This window comes from Subtercola sp. RTI3 (assembly GCF_035018625.1).
GTDB lineage: Bacteria > Actinomycetota > Actinomycetes > Actinomycetales > Microbacteriaceae > Subtercola > Subtercola vilae.
Genome location: NZ_JASJXO010000027.1, coordinates 1 through 17,410 on the forward strand (window position 1 = coordinate 1; position 17,410 = coordinate 17,410).

Below are 17,410 nucleotides of genomic sequence, written 5' to 3' on the forward strand. Positions count from 1 at the left end.
CCCCCCCCCCCCCCCCCCCCCCCCCCCCCCCCCCCCCCCATTTTTTTTTTCACCCACAAGACGGAAAACGCGATGTGTATAAGAGACAGGCACGAAGCGCCCGCCCGCCGCCCGCCAGCCCACACGCACACACGCACGAACCGAAGGAACCCCGTGACCGCACCCGCCCGCATCGACCTCACCCAGCGCCTCGCCGGCAAGGTCGCCGTCATCACCGGGGGAGCCAGTGGCATCGGCCTCGCCACCGCCCGCCGTTTCGCCGCCGAGGGCGCCACCGTGGTCATCGCCGACCTCGACGAGACCGCGGGCACCCTGGCCGCCACCGAGGTCGGCGGCCTCTTCGTCCCAGTCGACGTCACCGACGAAGCCCAGGTCAACCACCTGTTCGACCTCACGAACGACACCTACGGCTCGGTCGACATCGCCTTCAACAACGCCGGCATCTCGCCGCCCGACGACGACTCCATCGAGACCACCGAGCTGCCGGCATGGGAGAAGGTGCAAGACGTGAACCTGAAGTCGGTGTACCTCTGCTCCCGCGCGGCGCTTCGCCACATGGTGCGCCAGCAGCGCGGATCGATCATCAACACCGCCTCGTTCGTCGCCGTGCTGGGCTCTGCCACGTCGCAGATCTCGTACACGGCGTCGAAGGGCGGCGTGCTGGCAATGACCCGCGAGCTCGGCGTGCAGTTCGCGCGCCAAGGCATCCGGGTGAACGCGCTCTGCCCCGGCCCTGTCAACACTCCGCTGCTGCAGGAACTCTTCGCAAAAGACCCCGAGCGCGCCGCCCGGCGCTTGGTGCACATCCCCACGGGCCGGTTCGCCGAACCCGCCGAGCTCGCGGCGGCGGTGGCGTTTCTCGCCAGCGACGACGCCTCGTTCATCACCGCCTCGACGTTCATGGTCGACGGCGGCATCAGTGCGGCCTATGTCACCCCGATCTAACGGGGCACCGGATGCCTGACATCACCCACTTTCGCCCGGTGCGCGGCGGCAACGTGTTCGAGGAGACCGTCGCGCGCCTGCTGCAGATCATCCGCCTCGGAATCGTCGCGCCTGGCGGCGTGCTGCCCCCTGAGCGCGAACTGGCGACCCTCTTCGAGGTGAGTCGCGACACCGTTCGCGAGGCGATCGCCTCGCTCACCGGCGCCGGGTTTCTCCTCGCCAAGCGCGGCCGCTACGGCGGCACCTTCGTCTGCGAGCCGCTGCCCTCGGCCGCGGCCGACCGCGCGCGAGCCGCCGCCAGCACCACCGCGACCACCACCGACCCCGCCCACGTTGGCACTCAGATCACCGATGTGCTGATCGTGCGCGAGGTTCTCGAGGTCGGTGCCGCCCGCGCCGCCGCCGAACGCCCTGTGGGCCCGGCAGAGTCAACCGAACTGAGACAGCACCTGCTCGCCGTCAGCTCGGCTGCACCCGACGACTACCGCCGCCTCGACTCGCGACTGCACCTGGCATTCGGCGAGCTCGCCGGCTCCTCGTCACTCGTCACACTTCTGGCCGAGAACCGGATGCTGGTCAACTCGCTACTCGACGGCATCCCGTTGCTCGCCCGCAACATCAGCCACTCGAACGATCAGCACGAGCGCATCGTCGCGGCCGTTCTCGCCGGTGACCCCGAGGCCGCCGGCCAGGCGATGCGCGAGCACCTTGCCGGCACCGCTGCCCTGCTCCACGGCTTTCTGGCCTGAATCGATCAGACCAACCGGCGAACCGGCTATGACCGACCGAACCCACTACCGCCCGAACCCACTACCGACCGAACCCACTACCGCCCGAACCCACTACCGCCCGAACCCGCGATCGCCCGACCTACTACTCTCCGAGCTCCCGCGCCTCACGGTCATCCTGAAGCACGCTTCCCACGGCGAGTGCCACGGTCAACGCCCAGCTCACCCACATGAGCGCGAGGCGCCAGTCACGGGGGCCGCGGCGGCTGGTCTGGATCACGGCGAACCCGCTGGCGATCGCACCGATGACACTGCTGTTGAAGATGAACTTGCGCATGGCAGCCTTTCAGTTTTGTTCAACGTTAGGCCATTGGCCGCCACCGCAGAGAGGGCTTTCGGGCTGCGCTATTCTGCGGCAGACTGCCGTGACTTCAGTTCGGCCTTGTCGGCTTTCTTCTGCTTGCGCTTGCCGAGCGCCTTGGGAGTCTGTGCCCACTCGCTCTGCCTGCCGAATGCCAGGGTCTCCCGCAGCAGGTGCAGTCGTTCGCCTTCGGTCTTGGCCTTGCGAGTGTTCACCTCGGCCACGACGCTGCCGTTCCAGTCGTTCGCTGCCAGCAGCGCCAGCACCTCGCGAACCGGCTGGCCACCGTACCCGGGCAACAGGTGCTCGTCGAACACACGCCCTTCGTCGAGCGATCCCGAGCCGTCGCAGAGGTGAACGTGCCGCAGCCGCGGGCCGAGCGCCAATGCCATCTCCAGCGAGTCTCGCCCCGAAAGCGCGGCGTGCGAGAAGTCGAGGGTGACAGCGTCGCAGTCCATCACCACCGGATCCCAGCCGGGCGAGTACGCCTTCAGGCTCGACCCCTTCACCTTCCACGGAAACATGTTCTCGACGGCGATCTCGACCCCGTGCGTGGCCGTGGTCTCCCGCACGATGCGCAAGAAGTTCTCGGCGTAGCCCGACTGCCATCGGAATGGCGGATGCACCACCACCGTCGTGGCCCCGACCTCGCGAGCGAGTTCGGCCGACTTCTCGAGCTTGACCTGCGGGTCGCGGCCCCAGACGAAGTGCGTGAGAAGAAGTACCGGCGCGTGGATCGACAGAATCGGTATCTCGTATCGTTCCGACAGCGCACGAAGGGTCTCAGGCGCCTGCGTCACCTCGTCGCGCGTGACCATGACTTCGACCCCGTCGTACCCGGCCAGCTTGGCGTGACGAAAGCCCTCTTCGACCCCCAGCGGGTAGACGCACGAGGTGCTCATACCTATTCGAATCATCTTTCTGAGCCTAAACCCGTAACCTGAGTAGTGGGTAGGGAAAGGAAACACCATCACTTCTGAACGCACATCCGGTACCGCTGACGGCTCGTACAAGCTCGTCGTGGTGTCGAACCGTCTTCCGGTCGACAAAGTCGTCGAAGCTGACGGATCGAGCGAATGGCGTGTATCGCCGGGGGGATTGGTCACTGCGCTCGAGCCCATCATGTCGGCGAGCGACGGCGCGTGGGTGGGCTGGGCGGGTATCGCTGACGACCACAGCGAGCCGTTCGAGCATGACAACATCTCGATCGTTCCCGTCACGCTGTCGGCGGAGGAGATCGAGCTCTACTACGAGGGATTCTCGAACGACACGCTGTGGCCGCTCTACCACGACGTCATTGCCCCGCCCACATACCACCGCGACTGGTGGGAGTCTTACGTGTCCGTGAACCAGCGCTTCGCCGATGCCGCCGCGTCGGTCGCCGCCAGCGGTGCCACGGTGTGGGTGCAGGACTACCAGTTGCAGCTCGTACCGAAGATGCTGCGGGAGATTCGCCCCGACCTCGTCATCGGTTTCTTCAATCACATTCCATTTCCGGCATATGGCATCTTCTCGCAGCTGCCCTGGCGTACCCAGGTGATCGAAGGCCTTCTCGGCGCCGACGTCATCGGCTTTCAGAGAGTGGCTGACGCCGGCAACTTCAGTCGCGCGGTGCGTCGCCTGCTCGGCTACACCACCAAAGGCTCCACCATCGAGGTGCCCATAACCGACGTCTCCGAGGTGCAGGGCGCCCCGCACCGGGCGAAGACCTCGCGCCGGGGCCACCAGGTGCGCACCGTCACGGCCCGCGCCTTTCCCATCTCCATCGATGCCGCGAGCTTCGAAGAGCTGGCTCGTACCCCCGCGATACAGGCCCGTGCCAGGGAACTCCGCCACGAACTGGGCGATCCAGCCGTGGTGATGCTCGGCGTCGACAGGCTCGACTACACCAAGGGCATCGGCCACCGCCTGAAGGCTTACGGCGAACTGCTCGCCGACGGCAAGATCAGCGTGGCCGACGCCAGCCTCGTGCAGGTGGCGAGCCCGAGCCGCGAGCGGGTTCAGACCTACATGACGCTGCGCGACGAGATCGAACTGACCGTCGGTCGACTGAACGGTGACTTCAGTACTATCAGCCACACGGCCATCAGCTACCTTCACCAGGGCCAGCCCCGCGAGGAGATGGTGGCGCTGTATCTGGCTGCCGATGTCATGCTCGTCACGGCCCTGCGCGATGGCATGAACCTCGTTGCAAAAGAGTACGTCGCCACCCGATTTGACAACGACGGAGTGCTCGTATTGAGTGAATTCGCGGGTGCGGCCGATGAGTTGAAGGCCGCGTTACTGGTGAACCCACACGACATCGGCGGGCTGAAAGAGGCCATCATGAAGGCCATCGGCATGCCGAAGCACGAAAAGTCGAGGCGCATGCGGAGCCTGCGCAAACGGGTCATCGAATACGACGTCGCGCGCTGGTCGAAGAATTTTCTGGGCGCGCTCGCCGATCAGACGTCTGCGCAGTCGAGTTCTGATGCGGCCGATGCGGCGGCGCGGGCCGACGACGAAGCAACGACGGCAACGGAGAAGCGGGAAGCACGAGCCGACGCACGAGCCGCGGCCGATGAACTGCACGGGGGTGGGCAGAGCAAGTGACAGGTGCGCCGGGGTCCCAAGCGAACATCCAGCGCCCGTATGAGCCGGGTGAGTTGGCAGACGACACACAAAGTCTCGTGGCGAAGCTGACGCAGCTCGCCTCGACCGAGCGGCTGCTGGTCGCGCTCGACTTCGACGGCACACTGGCTCCTGAAGTGGATGATCCGCAGCGCGCCCGCGCCCTGCCCGAAGCCCGGGCGGCGGTGCTTCGACTGCTCGACCTGCCGAACACCCGCGTGGCCCTCATCTCGGGGCGAGCGATGGCGAGCCTCGAACACGTGGCCAACGTGCCCGATTCGGTGCTGCTGGTGGGGTCGCACGGGGTCGAATTCCGGCTCGACAGCCCCGACATCCACCTGAACCTCGACACCGTCGAACTCGAACAGGTCGAGGTGCTGAGCGAGGTGCTCGAAGACGTGGCCGCGGGCCTGGCCCATGTCTGGGTCGAGACCAAGCCGGCCGGTTTCGCGCTGCACACGCGCCTCGCCACCGAGAAAGACTCGCGCATCGCCCACCTGCAGGCGCTCAGTGAGACCCAGGCGGAGATCGCCGGGCTCACGGTGCGGGAGGGCAAGAACGTCATCGAGTTCTCGGTTCGCAGTGCCACGAAGGGCGAGGCCCTGCTGCACCTGAAGGAGTACACCAAGGCCACCGCCGTGCTCTACGCGGGCGACGATGTGACCGACGAAGACGCCTTCGCGGTGCTGCGGCCGCGCGACTTCGGGCTGAAGAGCGGCCCGGGCAAGACCATCGCCGAGTTTCGCGTGCACGACCCGCGCGAGGTTGCGGGTGTGCTGGCCCTGCTGGCCGATCTGCGCGCGGCCCGCCCGTAGCTGACAGCCTGACGGCCACCACCTCAGGCGATCTGAACGGCGTTGCGCCCCTCGGTCTTCGCCCGGTACAGCGCTTGATCGGCCGACATCATGAGTGCCTCGAGGCTGAGGGCGGGCACTGTCTCGGAGGGGAACGGCCGCAGTGCCCCGCCCACGCTCACAGTGGTCTTCGGCGTTGCGTCGAGCCCCTCGATGGCCGCGCGCAGTCGCTCCGCCACCTCGGCCAGCTCGTCGTTTCCGCGCACGATGGTGAACACCGAGAACTCGTCGCCGCCGACCCGCACGCAGAGGTCGCTCGAACGGGTGAACTGGATCAGGGCATCCGCGGTGACCTGAAGAACCCCATCGCCCACCAGGTGACCGTACGTGTCGTTGATCTGCTTGAAATGGTCGAGGTCGAGAACCAGGCACCCGAGTTGACGGTCGGTTCGTTCGGCGAGGGCGGTCATCAGCGGAACATTCACCTCCATGCTGCGACGATTCGCCAGCCCCGTGAGTGCGTCAGCCAACGACAGTGCCACCGCCTCGTCGCGCGCGGCCTGCAGCGACTGCCGGAGCACCACAACGACCAACACGGTGATCGACATCAAGGCCACGAAGATGATGCACGCCACCAGCGGAATCGATGAGCGCGCCACAATGAGCCCGATGCCCAGCGCCAGACACACCGCGCTGAACGCGATGGCCAGTCGAATCGGCACGAAGGCGGAGGCCCCTACGGCCACACCGAGCAGAACAAACGCGAGCAGCGTGCCGATGGCGGGAGGCTGGATGCTCAGCCCGATCAGTGTCGTCAGTGCCATCGTCAGCACGATGACCCCGATGGTGAATCGCGCCGTCGCCAGCCGGGTGAACCGCGCTATCGCGCACACGGCGAGCCCGACCACCACGCCGAGAACCACCACCCAGCGCGCCGCCCCCGGCGTGAAGTCGCCCACCGCGGCCAGCACGGCGAGGAATGCGGCACCGGGCAGCGAAACCACCTGCAGCGCAAGGGAGCGCAGTTCACTCGGCGTTCGATGCGCGAAAGGGCTCATATCGGGCTCGTTTCTCGTGGCGGCCAGCGGTCTGCACAGCGCCTGTGCTGCTACCGTATCGCCCTGAACGGGGGTCGCCCAATGCATGCACTGCTCTTGCGCTCGGAGGTGCCGCCGAGCAGAATCACGCACGTAGAGGTTCTAAACTCTTACCATGCCCGAAATAGACATGAAGCCGCGAAGCCGCGTCGTCACCGATGGAATCGAAGCCACCACCTCGCGCGGAATGCTGCGCGCAGTGGGCATGGGCGACGCCGACTGGGAGAAGCCCCAGATCGGCATCGCGAGTTCATGGAACGAGATCACCCCGTGCAACCTCTCGCTCGACCGCCTCGCGCAGGCATCGAAAGAGGGCGTGCACTCGGGTGGCGGGTACCCGCTGCAGTTCGGCACCATCTCGGTCTCTGACGGCATCTCCATGGGCCACGAGGGTATGCACTTCTCGCTCGTCTCGCGTGAAGTGATCGCCGACTCGGTCGAGACCGTCATGCAGGCCGAGCGCCTCGACGGCTCTGTGCTGCTCGCGGGCTGCGACAAGTCGCTGCCCGGCATGCTCATGGCAGCCGCCCGGCTCGACCTCGCGAGCGTCTTTCTGTACGCCGGCTCCATCGCACCCGGCTGGGTCAAGCTGAGCGACGGCACCGAGAAAGACATCACCATCATCGACTCGTTCGAGGCCGTCGGCGGCGTCAAGGCCGGCACCATGAGCGAGGCCGATGCGAAGCGCATCGAATGCGCCTTCGCTCCGGGTGAGGGTGCCTGTGGTGGCATGTACACCGCGAACACCATGGCCAGTGTGGCCGAAGCACTCGGTATGAGCCTGCCGGGCAGTGCATCCCCGGCCAGTGCCGACCGCCGCCGCGACTACTTCGCGCACCGCTCGGGCGAGGCCGTGGTCAACCTGCTGCGCCTCGGCATCACCACGCGCCAGATTCTCACGAAAGACGCCTTCGAGAACGCCATCGCCGTCGCCATGGCGCTGGGAGGGTCGACCAACGTCATCCTGCACCTGCTCGCCATCGCGTACGAGGCCGAGGTCGACCTCACCATCGACGACTTCAACCGCATCGGCGACCAGATCCCGCATCTCGCCGACATGAAGCCGTTCGGTAAATACGTCATGAACGACCTCGATCGCCAGGGCGGGCTTCCCGTTCTGATGAAGGCGCTCCTGGATGCTGGGCTCATGCACGGCGACGCACTCACTGTCACGGGCAAGACCCTCGCCGAGAACCTCGCCGAGATCGACCCGCCCGCGCTCGACGGCACAGTGCTGCGCACCATGGACAACCCCATCCACCCCACCGGTGGCCTCACCGTGCTGAAGGGCTCGCTTGCTCCCGAGGGCGCTGTGGTGAAGACGGCGGGCTTCGACGGCTCCGTCTTCGAGGGCCCGGCAAAGGTGTTCGAGCGCGAGCGTGCGGCGATGGATGCCCTCACCGAGGGTCTCATCGAGCACGGCGACGTGGTCATCATCCGCTACGAAGGCCCCAAGGGTGGCCCGGGCATGCGCGAGATGCTGGCCATCACGGCCGCCATCAAGGGTGCGGGGCTCGGCAAAGATGTACTACTCTTGACAGACGGCAGATTCTCAGGCGGCACAACCGGACTGTGTATCGGCCACATAGCACCCGAAGCGGTCGACGCAGGTCCGATCGCCTTCGTGCGCGATGGTGATCTAATACGGGTCGATATCGCAGCTCGCTCGCTTGACCTACTTGTCGAGTCTTCTGAGCTTGCAGCCCGCCGCGAAGGCTGGGCTCCACTCCCTCCGCGCTATACCCGTGGCGTTCTGGCCAAATACTCCAAGCTCGTGCACTCTGCTGCAGAAGGCGCGATAACGGGGTAGTGGCCCCGACACTTCTCAAAGGATCAGTCATCATGTCCGCGGAATCAACTCCCGTGCCGACAGCCACCAGTGCTGCGGCGAAACCAACCGCCCTCAAGAACCAGCCCGACATTCTCACCGGGTCGGGCGCCATTCTGCGCTCGCTCGAGATGCTCGGCGTGAAAGATGTCTTCGGCCTGCCGGGCGGTGCCATCATGCCGTTCTACGACGAGCTGATGTCATCGACGGCCATCCGGCACATTCTGGTGCGCCACGAGCAGGGCGCCGGCCACGCCGCCGAGGGGTACGCCTCGTCGACCGGCAAGGTCGGTGTCGCCATCGCGACGTCGGGCCCCGGCGCAACGAACCTCGTCACGGCCATCGCCGACGCCTACATGGATTCGGTGCCGCTCCTGTGCATCACCGGCCAGGTGTTCTCCACGCTGATGGGCACCGACGCTTTTCAGGAGGTCGACATCGTGGGCATCACCATGCCCATCACGAAGCACTCGTTCCTGGTCACCGACCCGGCCGACGTGCCGGCGACCCTTGCGGCCGCCTATCTTCTCGCATCCACCGGCCGCCCCGGCCCGGTGCTCGTCGACGTGACGAAAGACGCGCAGCAGAACTCGGCGCCCTTCATCTGGCCGCCGAAGATCGACCTGCCCGGCTACCGCCCCGTGATCAAGGCGCACGGCAAGCAGATCCAGGCCGCTGCCGCCCTGCTCGCCGAAGCCAAGCGCCCGGTGTTCTACGTGGGTGGCGGCGTCATTCGCGCCGAGGCCTCGGCCGAGCTGCTGAAGCTCGCCGAGCTCACCGGTGTGCCTGTCGTCACCACACTCATGGCGCGCGGCGCCTTCCCCGACTCGCACCCGCAGGCGCTCGGCATGCCCGGCATGCACGGTACGGTTCCGGCCGTGCTGGCACTGCAGGAGAGCGACCTGCTCATCTCGCTCGGCGCCCGATTCGACGACCGGGTCACGGGCAAGGTCAGCGAGTTCGCGCCCGACGCCAAGGTTGTGCACGTCGACATCGACCCGGCTGAGATCTCGAAGATCCGCGTCGCCGACGTGCCCATCGTGGGTGACGCCAAAGACGTGATCATCGATCTCATCGCGGCGTTCACCGAGGTCTCGCACGGCACTGCTCCCGACCTCGCCGAGTGGTGGCTGCGGCTCAACCAGCTGAAGACCGACTTTCCCCTCGGCTATGCCGAACCGGTCGACGGGCTCATCTCGCCGCAGTACGTCATCGAGCGCATCGGCCAGATCACCGGGCCAGAGGGCATCTATGCCTCGGGCGTAGGCCAGCATCAGATGTGGGCCGCGCAGTTCATCAAGTACGAGCGCCCCAACGCGTGGCTGAACTCCGGCGGCGCCGGCACCATGGGCTACGGCGTTCCTGCCGCCATGGGCGCCAAAGTCGCGAACCCCGACCGCACGGTCTGGGCGATCGACGGCGACGGCTGCTTCCAGATGACGAATCAGGAACTCGCCACCTGCACGATCAACAAGATCCCGATCAAGGTGGCGATCATCAACAACTCGTCGCTCGGCATGGTTCGCCAGTGGCAGACCCTGTTCTACGACGGTCGCCACTCGTTCACCGATCTGAACACCGGCGACGGCACGATCATGATTCCTGACTTCGTGAAGCTCGCCGACGCATACGGTGCGCTGGGCATCCGAGTCACCAAGAAAGAAGACGTTGACGCCGCCATCAAGCTGGCAAACGAGACGAACGATCGCCCCGTGGTCATCGACTTCGTGGTGAGCCGAGACTCGATGGTGTGGCCCATGGTGCCGCAGGGTGTCGGCAACTCGTCTGTGCAGTACGCCCGCGAACACGCCCCCGAGTGGGAAGAGGAGTAGACCATGAGTCACCACGTTCTTTCCCTGCTTGTCGAAGACAAACCGGGCCTTCTGACCCGCGTTGCCGGGCTGTTCGCCCGTCGCGGCTTCAACATCGAGTCGCTCGCCGTCGGCAAGAGCGAGATCGACGGCCTGTCGCGCATCACTGTGGTCGTCGATGTCGAAGAGTTGCCGCTCGAGCAAGTGACGAAGCAGCTCAACAAGCTGGTCAACGTCATCAAGATCGTCGAACTCGACACAACCCAGTCGGTGCAGCGTGAACACCTGCTCGTGAAGGTGCGGGTCGACAACTCGACCCGCTCGCACGTGCTCGAGGCTGTGAACCTCTTTCGGGCGCGCGTCGTCGATGTCTCGTCGGATGCCCTGGTCATTGAAGTGACGGGCGACACCGGTAAGACGAACGCGTTCCTCCGGGTCGTCGAACCATACGGCATCAAAGAGATCGCCCAATCGGGTCTGCTCGCCATCGGGCGTGGCAGCAAGTCGATCACCGAGCGCATCTTCAAGAACTGATCTTTTACCTCTTTTCGTTCTCCACCCGCAGAAAATAAATACAAGGAGCAAGAACTCACGTGACTGAAATCTTTTACGACGCAGACGCCGATCTGTCGCTCATCCAGGCGAAGAAAGTCGCCGTTGTCGGCTACGGTTCGCAGGGCCACGCGCACTCGCTGAACCTCCGTGACTCCGGTGTCGAGGTCGTTGTCGCCCTCAAAGAGGGCTCGTCATCGAAGGCCAAGGCCGAAGAGGCCGGCTTCACCGTTCTCTCGGTCGCTGAGGCCACCGCCTGGGCCGACGTCATCGTCATCCTCGCGCCCGACCAGCACCAGCGCGGCATCTACAAAGACGAGATCGCTCCCAACCTGAAGCCCGGCTCGACGCTGGTGTTCGGCCACGGGTTCAACATTCGCTTCGGCTACATTCAGGCCCCCGAAGGCACCGACGTCATCCTCGTCGCCCCCAAGGGCCCGGGCCACACCGTTCGCCGCGAGTTCGAGGCCGGCCGCGGGGTTCCCGTCATCGTCGCTGTCGAAGAAGACGCTTCGGGTTCAGCCTGGGCTCTCGCCTGGTCGTACGCCCGTGCCATCGGTGGCCTCCGTGCCGGCGGCATCAAGACCACGTTCACCGAAGAGACCGAGACCGACCTGTTCGGTGAGCAGGCCGTTCTCTGCGGTGGTACCTCGCAGCTCGTTCAGTACGGGTTCGAGGTTCTCACCGAGGCCGGCTACCAGCCGCAGATCGCGTACTTCGAGGTTCTGCACGAGCTGAAGCTCATCGTCGACCTCATGTGGGAGGGTGGCATCGCCAAGCAGCGTTGGAGCATCTCCGACACCGCCGAGTACGGCGACTACGTCTCCGGCCCTCGCGTCATCTCGCCCGACGTGAAAGAGAACATGAAGGCCGTTCTGGCCGACATCCAGTCGGGCGCTTTCGCGACCCGCTTCATCAACGACCAGGATGCGGGAGCTCCCGAGTTCCTCGCCCTCCGCGAGAAAGGTGCCGCGCACCCCATCGAGGAGACCGGCCGCGAGCTCCGCGCGCTGTTCGCCTGGAAGCAGACCGACGCCGACTACACCGAGGGTTCAGCCGCCCGCTGATCCTCAGCTCTCCCGTCTCGTCGATAGCCGGTACTCCTTCGGAGTGCCGGCTATCGCTGTCTCCGCACCGCTCGCAGTTCGGGCGAGCGGGTCAGGGGTGGTGCAGGGCGTTGGCGAGGAGGCCGCGGTTTGTGAGGTCTTGTCCGATGGCCTGATCGAGTTCGGTGAAGACAGACGCCGAACGCGAGACACCGATGGCACCGCCGAGCGCGCCGGCACCACTCGTGCGGGCGAGGCGAGCCACGAGCATCCCGTCGCTGTCGAAGAACTGCATGGTGTACTCGAGGCGTTGCTTGTCGCGGCCGGCGAAGGCGCCGAGCCAGACCGTCGCGCCCACGCTGCCACGGGTCACATTCCAGCCGCCGAGCGGTGAGGCGGTGACCTCGAAGCCCTGACCCTGCATGATCTGCGCGAGGAGACCGCGGGCCGCCTCGTGGTCGCCGGTGATGAAATAGTCGACAGCTGCCATGCGTCAATCGTAGTGATCGTTGGGGAGCGGTATTCTGGTGACATGGCCCGTGATCCCTTCGACGACGCACTCAGTTGGGGTGACCAGAACGACCCGACCTACGTCGAGGGCGAACCGTCGGGCATCGACGATGACGAGCTGTCGGAGGCCGAGAAGTCGGGCACGCGTTCGGGGCCGGGTGAAGACCCGTTCATCTCGTCGACGGGGGCCGCGGTGTCGGGCGTGGGGCTGCAGCATGAGAGCCGAAAGGGCCCCCGCTGGGCATCCAGAGCCGTACCCGACGAGAAAGCCAGCGCCGCCAACGCCGAGGCCGTGGCGAGCGCGCGGGCCACGCAGGTCGAGGCCGAGCGAGATGCTGCCGCCGACGACGACCTCGCTGCCGCCGACGATGAACTCGCTGCCGCAGAAGCCGACGGCCGGCAGCTGAGCTCGGCTGCTCTCATCACGTTCGGCATCATCGGCGGAATCCTTCTGCTCTACACGGTGGGTTGGCTCGTCGTGTTCATTCGCAACCCTCTCGCGCCCACCGGGCTCGCGGAGATCGTGCAGAACCTGCAGGGTGTGCTTGCCATCGCGGCGCCGGCGCTGTGGTTCATCGTCACGCTGCTGTTGGCGGCCCGGCGGCGGGTGGCGGTGCGGCTGATCTGGCTCATCCTGGGGGTTGTCGTGCTGGTTCCCTGGCCGTTTCTCACCGGAAAGTAGGCGATTGTGACGTCAGAATCTGCAGCGGCGCCTGAGCCCGTGCTGCCCGCGTCTGCTCCGGCGGCGCCGACGAAGCGCGTGCGCGGGCGGGCCGGCTGGATCGTCGCGACCGTCTTCGCGTTCCTGTTCGCGGTCGACGTGTTCGAGGCCCTGTCGAACCTCATCGGGCTCACCCAGTCGTTCGCCTCGGTCGACGTTGCGATGCCCGCAAACGCACTCGGCGCCCTGATCGGTCTTGTCGCGGCGCCCATCGTCGTCTACGCCCTCATTCTGTGGGCGACCCGACGGATGCGCACAGGCTCGGCCCTTCTCGTCTTCCTCGTGGGGTTCGCGGTCGCGGCGGTCATCACACTCGACCTGCAGAGCGTCTACCGCGGCATCGTGCCGTTCGTCATTCCGTCGTAGGTCATTGGCGCTAAAGTTGAGGGGCTACCTCGCCCGCGAGCCCGCCGCCGGCGCCTCATCGTAAGGAATCACTTTCGTGTCTAAACCGGTCGTGTTGATCGCCGAAGAACTTTCTCCTGCCACCGTCGAGGCTCTCGGCCCCGACTTCGACGTGGTCAACGTCGACGGTACCGACCGCCCGGCGCTGCTGGCAGCGCTCGCCACCGCCGACGCCATCCTGGTGCGTTCGGCTACAAAGGTCGACGCTGAAGCCATCGCGGCAGCGCCGAACCTGAAGGTCATAGCGCGCGCCGGCGTCGGCCTCGACAACGTCGACATCAAGGCTGCAACGACCGCCGGCGTCATGGTCGTCAACGCTCCCACGTCGAACATCATCTCGGCCGCCGAGCTGACGGTCGGCCACATCCTGAGCCTGGCGCGCCACATTCCCGCGGCGCACAACGCGCTCGCGCAGGGGCAGTGGAAGCGGTCGAAGTACACCGGCGTCGAGATCTACGAGAAGACCGTGGGCATCATCGGCCTCGGTCGCATCGGTGCGCTCATCACAGCCCGCATGCAGGCGTTCGGCACCAACGTGGTGGCGTATGACCCCTACGTGACGTCGGCGCGCGCCCAGCAGCTCGGCGTGACCCTTCTGACACTGGATGAACTGCTCGCCCAGAGCGACTTCATCACCATTCACATGCCGAAGACCCCCGAGACCACGGGCATGATCAGCGACGCCCAGCTCGCGCTCATGAAGCCGACGGCCTTCATCGTGAACGTGGCCCGCGGCGGGCTCATCGACGAAGATGCCCTCTACCGTGCCCTCAGCACCAACGTCATCGCGGGCGCCGGGCTCGACGTGTTCGTGAGCGAGCCGCCGAAAGACGAGAAGCTGCTCGCGCTCGAGAACGTCGTGGTCACGCCGCACCTCGGCGCGTCGACCGACGAAGCGCAGGAGAAGGCGGGTGTGTCGGTTGCGAAGTCGGTGCGCCTCGCGCTCTCGGGCGAACTGGTTCCCGACGCCGTGAATGTGGCGGGCGGCATCATCGACCCGTACGTGCGGCCGGGCATCCCGTTGCTCGAGAAGCTCGGCCAGGTGTTCTCCGGCCTCGCGTCGAGCCCCCTCACGAGCGTCGATGTCACCGTGCGCGGCGAGCTCGCGAACTACGACGTGAGCGTGCTGAAGCTGGCCGCTCTCAAGGGCATCTTCACGAACGTGGTCTCTGAGACCGTGTCGTACGTCAATGCGCCCCTGCTCGCCGAGCAGCGCGGTGTCACCGTGCGCCTCATCACCGACCCGGTGTCGGAGGAGTACCGCAACATCCTCACCCTCACCGGCGCGCTGGCCGACGGCACGCAGATCTCGGTCTCGGGTACCCTCACGGGCACCAAGCAGATCGAGAAGATCGTCGAGATCAACGGGTACGACGTCGAGGTTCCCATCGCCGAGCACCTGCTCGTGATGATCTACGACGACCGCCCCGGCATCGTTGCGGTCTACGGCAAAGAGTTCGGCGACGCGTCGATCAACATCGCCGGTATGCAGATCGCCCGTACCACCGCTGGTGGCAAGGCGCTCAGCGTTCTCACCATCGACTCGCCGGCGCCCGAGAGCCTGCTCGAGCGGGTGCGCGTGGCCATCGACGCCGACGTGCTGACCGAGATCGACGTCACCGCGTAGCGGTTGCGGCTTCGCCGAACTGCAGCTGGCCGCGGTGGTTGGCCCTCTGCGGTGGTGTGGCTGCAGGGCGCCAGCGAGAGGGGCGAACGACCCTGAAGCGGCGAGGTGAGCGCCGTCAGCGGGTGAGGCGGGAGACCATCGCGACGAGCTCGTCCATGTTTGCGAGGGCGCGGTTCGAGGTTTCGCTGAGGGCCGTGGGCAGCAGGGCCGAGTTGTAGTAGAGGCCGTCGCTCACGAGCATGATGGTGCGGGCGACCGCTTCGTCGCCGACGGCCTCGTTCACGACATCGAACCAGGCCCGCTGCATCGACTTGAGCGCCTCCTGCGCCTTGGGCTGTGAGCCCTGCGCGAGGCGCGTTGCCGCGATGATGGCCCGGTCGAGCGGGCTCTCGGTGTTGACCGAGCTGCGAAGGAAGTAGTCGACCACGCCGGCCGGGGCAGTGCGGATGTTCGTGAGGTCGTCGACCACGAGTGCCCCGAGCCGGTCGATCAGGCCCTCGACGAGCGCGTCTTTCGACCCGAAATGGTAGAGCAGGCCGCCCTTACTGACGCCCGCTTCGGCTGCGACGGCATCGAGAGTGGCCGTACGTTCGCCCTGCGTGATGAGGATGTTCTCGAATGCGTCGAGCACCCGATCACGAGCGGAGGGCGCGGAAGGCATGAGTTCATCGTACAGAGGGCCGGCCTCCCCCGGGCGTCTGAGGGTGCGGGTGACGCGGGCCGAGCATCCAGAAGCTTGCTACTGTACCGACTGGACGGTATACTAAAGTCTCACCCACAATCTGCCAGGAAACGTCATGTCCAGCTCCACCTCCACCCGTTCGCTAGCGACCGGCACCGGCACGCCCGACCTCCGCGTCGGCGCTCGCGGCTGGCTCGCGCTCGCCGTGCTCATGCTGCCGGTTCTGCTCGTGTCGATCGACAACACCGTGCTGAGCTTCGCGCTGCCGGTCATCTCCGAGACGCTGCACCCGAGCGCCGCCGCGCAGCTCTGGATGATCGACACCTACCCCCTCGTGCTCGCCGGCCTGCTCGTGGCCATGGGCAACCTCGGCGACCGCGTCGGCCGTCGCAAGCTGCTGCTCATCGGCGCCGTCGGTTTCGGAGCGCTCTCAATGGTCGCGGCCTTCGCCCCCACCGCCGAGCTGCTGATCGCCGCCCGCGCGGGGCTCGCCTTCTTCGGCGCCATGCTCATGCCGTCGACCCTCAGCCTGCTCCGCACGATCTTCGCCGACCGCCGCCAGCGCCGCCTCGCCATCGCCATCTGGGCGGCCGGTTTCGCCGCCGGCGCGGCCCTCGGCCCTATCGTGGGCGGTGTGCTGCTCGAGCACTTCTGGTGGGGATCGGTGTTTCTCATCGCGGTGCCGGTACTGATTCCGCTGCTGATTCTCGCCCCGCTCGTCATTCCCGAGTCGAAAGACCCCACCCCGGGCCCGCTCGACCTCGTCAGCATCGGCCTTTCGCTGGTGATGATCGTTCCCATCGTGTTCGCCATCAAGCAGGTGGCCACAGAGGGCTTCTCGTTCGCAGCGCTCGGCCTGGTGGCGCTCGGGCTCGCGGCCGGCTTCGCCTTCGTGCGGCGCCAGCTGGGGCGCGAGAACCCCATGCTCGACATGCGCCTGTTCCGCGTGGGCGCCTTCACGGGCGCGGTGCTCGTGAACCTGCTCAGCGTCGTGGCGCTGGTGGGCTTCCTATTCTTCGTGTCGCAGCACCTCCAGCTGGTGCTGGGGCTGTCGCCACTGGATGCCGCCCTCGCGCTGGTGCCCGGCCTCATCGTCATGGTTGTGGCCGGCCTCGCCGTGGTGCCCGTCGTTCGGCGGGTGAAACCCAGCATCGTCGTGGCTCTCGGGCTCGCGTTGTCAGCGGTGGCCTACATCATCGTGATGCTCACCGGGCAGCACGCCAGCGCGGCGACCCTGTCGATCGCGTTCGCGGTGCTCGCCCTCGGTATCGGCGCGGCCGAGACGATCTCGAACGACCTGATCATCTCCGTGGTTCCCGAGAACAAGGCCGGGGCCGCCTCGGCTGTCTCCGAGACGGCGTACGAACTCGGTGCCGTGCTCGGCACCGCGGTGCTGGGCAGTATTCTGACCGCGTTCTATCGGTCGGGAGTTGTGCTGCCGCTCGGGCTCTCAGACACGCAGGCGACGGCCGCCAGCGAGACCCTCGGGGGAGCGGTGAGCGTCTCGAACGAGCTCCCGTGGAGCCTCGGCCAGGTGCTGCTGCACTCGGCGCGCAACGCGTTCGACAGCGGAGTGGTCACCACGTCGGCCATCGGGGCGGCGCTCATGGTGGCGGCGACCATCCTCGCGCTCGTCACCCTCCGCAAAGCCCGCGGCTGACCCGCCCGAGTTGGTAATCTGGGAGGCACACAC

17 protein-coding genes are annotated in these 17,410 nt (G+C 66.4%); 12 read left to right on the top strand and 5 right to left on the bottom strand.

The genetic code is table 11. The features are described 5' to 3' along the window. Window positions 1–171: 171 nt before the first annotated feature. Both QN358_RS11225 and QN358_RS11230 read left to right on the top strand, forming a co-directional pair. Entirely contained in the window at window positions 172–945 is a 774-nt protein-coding gene (locus tag QN358_RS11225; RefSeq protein WP_323512424.1) for a 3-oxoacyl-ACP reductase, read from the top strand. 11 nt (window positions 946–956) lie between these two features. Continuing rightward, window positions 957–1,694 (top strand): FadR/GntR family transcriptional regulator, encoded by a 738-nt coding sequence (locus QN358_RS11230; protein WP_323512404.1) that lies wholly within the window; start codon window positions 957–959, stop codon window positions 1,692–1,694. 124 nt (window positions 1,695–1,818) lie between these two features. On the opposite strand, the gene QN358_RS11235 is transcribed toward QN358_RS11230, so the two are convergent. Together QN358_RS11235 and QN358_RS11240 are read right to left on the bottom strand one after the other, a co-directional pair. Beyond that, window positions 1,819–2,010 carry a hypothetical protein gene (locus QN358_RS11235; protein WP_136643280.1) on the bottom strand — a complete coding sequence of 64 codons (192 nt, stop codon included), beginning with the start codon at window positions 2,008–2,010 and terminating at the stop codon, window positions 1,819–1,821. Window positions 2,011–2,078: 68 nt separating this feature from the next. Then, entirely contained in the window at window positions 2,079–2,951 is an 873-nt protein-coding gene (locus QN358_RS11240) for a sugar phosphate isomerase/epimerase family protein (protein ID WP_136643279.1), read from the bottom strand. Between the two features lie 103 nt (window positions 2,952–3,054). On the opposite strand from QN358_RS11240, the gene QN358_RS11245 reads away from it, so the two are divergent. Both QN358_RS11245 and otsB read left to right on the top strand, forming a co-directional pair. Next, window positions 3,055–4,626: an alpha,alpha-trehalose-phosphate synthase (UDP-forming) gene (locus QN358_RS11245; RefSeq protein WP_237280494.1), complete on the top strand. Its 1,572-nt coding sequence runs from the start codon at window positions 3,055–3,057 to the stop codon at window positions 4,624–4,626. A 77-nt stretch (window positions 4,627–4,703) separates the two neighbouring features. Continuing rightward, window positions 4,704–5,459, top strand: coding sequence for a trehalose-phosphatase (otsB, locus tag QN358_RS11250; RefSeq protein ID WP_237280493.1), 756 nt, complete (start codon window positions 4,704–4,706; stop codon window positions 5,457–5,459). A 23-nt stretch (window positions 5,460–5,482) separates the two neighbouring features. On the opposite strand, the gene QN358_RS11255 is transcribed toward otsB, so the two are convergent. Further along, entirely contained in the window at window positions 5,483–6,496 is a 1,014-nt protein-coding gene (locus QN358_RS11255; RefSeq protein WP_161580471.1) for a GGDEF domain-containing protein, read from the bottom strand. Between the two features lie 154 nt (window positions 6,497–6,650). Here QN358_RS11255 and ilvD point away from each other — a divergent pair, with 154 nt between their 5' ends. Genes ilvD through ilvC form a run of 4 tightly spaced genes read left to right on the top strand, consistent with a single transcriptional unit; the run spans window position 6,651 to window position 11,793 of the window. Beyond that, window positions 6,651–8,345, top strand: coding sequence for a dihydroxy-acid dehydratase (ilvD, locus tag QN358_RS11260; RefSeq protein ID WP_136643277.1), 1,695 nt, complete (start codon window positions 6,651–6,653; stop codon window positions 8,343–8,345). A 32-nt stretch (window positions 8,346–8,377) separates the two neighbouring features. Beyond that, the gene (locus QN358_RS11265) at window positions 8,378–10,195 is read left to right on the top strand and encodes an acetolactate synthase large subunit (RefSeq protein ID WP_136643276.1); all 1,818 of its coding nucleotides are present in this window, start codon (window positions 8,378–8,380) and stop codon (window positions 10,193–10,195) included. 3 nt (window positions 10,196–10,198) lie between these two features. After that, complete coding sequence (gene ilvN / locus QN358_RS11270; RefSeq protein ID WP_136643275.1) at window positions 10,199–10,708, top strand: acetolactate synthase small subunit; 510 nt, start codon at window positions 10,199–10,201, stop codon at window positions 10,706–10,708. A gap of 59 nt (window positions 10,709–10,767) precedes the next feature. Continuing rightward, window positions 10,768–11,793, top strand: a complete 1,026-nt coding sequence (ilvC, locus tag QN358_RS11275) for a ketol-acid reductoisomerase (RefSeq protein WP_136643274.1) — start codon at window positions 10,768–10,770, stop codon at window positions 11,791–11,793. A 91-nt stretch (window positions 11,794–11,884) separates the two neighbouring features. On the opposite strand, the gene QN358_RS11280 is transcribed toward ilvC, so the two are convergent. Further along, window positions 11,885–12,262, bottom strand: coding sequence for a hypothetical protein (locus QN358_RS11280; protein ID WP_136643273.1), 378 nt, complete (start codon window positions 12,260–12,262; stop codon window positions 11,885–11,887). A 42-nt stretch (window positions 12,263–12,304) separates the two neighbouring features. Between QN358_RS11280 and QN358_RS11285 the strand changes: the two genes are divergently transcribed. The 3 genes from QN358_RS11285 to serA all read left to right on the top strand — a co-directional run bounded on the left by QN358_RS11285 (window position 12,305) and on the right by serA (window position 15,035). Next, a complete protein-coding gene (locus QN358_RS11285) occupies window positions 12,305–12,964 on the top strand; it encodes a hypothetical protein (RefSeq protein WP_323512405.1) in 660 nt (219 codons plus the stop codon). Between the two features lie 6 nt (window positions 12,965–12,970). Further along, on the top strand, window positions 12,971–13,369 hold the full coding sequence (locus tag QN358_RS11290; RefSeq protein WP_136643271.1) for a hypothetical protein: 399 nt from the start codon (window positions 12,971–12,973) through the stop codon (window positions 13,367–13,369). Window positions 13,370–13,445: 76 nt separating this feature from the next. Then, window positions 13,446–15,035, top strand: coding sequence for a phosphoglycerate dehydrogenase (gene serA / locus QN358_RS11295; protein WP_323512406.1), 1,590 nt, complete (start codon window positions 13,446–13,448; stop codon window positions 15,033–15,035). Between the two features lie 115 nt (window positions 15,036–15,150). Here the strand turns inward: serA and QN358_RS11300 are convergent, their stop codons facing one another. Next, window positions 15,151–15,696, bottom strand: coding sequence for a TetR/AcrR family transcriptional regulator (locus QN358_RS11300; protein ID WP_136643269.1), 546 nt, complete (start codon window positions 15,694–15,696; stop codon window positions 15,151–15,153). Window positions 15,697–15,832: 136 nt separating this feature from the next. On the opposite strand from QN358_RS11300, the gene QN358_RS11305 reads away from it, so the two are divergent. Then, entirely contained in the window at window positions 15,833–17,377 is a 1,545-nt protein-coding gene (locus tag QN358_RS11305; RefSeq protein WP_136643268.1) for an MFS transporter, read from the top strand. Window positions 17,378–17,410 lie beyond the last annotated feature (33 nt).

Coding starts and splice junctions, on each gene's coding strand:
- QN358_RS11305 (WP_136643268.1), top strand. CDS start 15,833: ATGTCCAGCTCCACCTCCACCCGTTCGCTAGCGACCGGCACCGGCACG.
- QN358_RS11280 (WP_136643273.1), bottom strand. CDS start 12,262: ATGGCAGCTGTCGACTATTTCATCACCGGCGACCACGAGGCGGCCCGC.
- QN358_RS11240 (WP_136643279.1), bottom strand. CDS start 2,951: ATGATTCGAATAGGTATGAGCACCTCGTGCGTCTACCCGCTGGGGGTC.
- ilvD (WP_136643277.1), top strand. CDS start 6,651: ATGCCCGAAATAGACATGAAGCCGCGAAGCCGCGTCGTCACCGATGGA.
- QN358_RS11265 (WP_136643276.1), top strand. CDS start 8,378: ATGTCCGCGGAATCAACTCCCGTGCCGACAGCCACCAGTGCTGCGGCG.
- QN358_RS11230 (WP_323512404.1), top strand. CDS start 957: ATGCCTGACATCACCCACTTTCGCCCGGTGCGCGGCGGCAACGTGTTC.
- QN358_RS11255 (WP_161580471.1), bottom strand. CDS start 6,496: ATGAGCCCTTTCGCGCATCGAACGCCGAGTGAACTGCGCTCCCTTGCG.
- QN358_RS11285 (WP_323512405.1), top strand. CDS start 12,305: ATGGCCCGTGATCCCTTCGACGACGCACTCAGTTGGGGTGACCAGAAC.
- QN358_RS11300 (WP_136643269.1), bottom strand. CDS start 15,696: ATGCCTTCCGCGCCCTCCGCTCGTGATCGGGTGCTCGACGCATTCGAG.
- QN358_RS11235 (WP_136643280.1), bottom strand. CDS start 2,010: ATGCGCAAGTTCATCTTCAACAGCAGTGTCATCGGTGCGATCGCCAGC.
- ilvN (WP_136643275.1), top strand. CDS start 10,199: ATGAGTCACCACGTTCTTTCCCTGCTTGTCGAAGACAAACCGGGCCTT.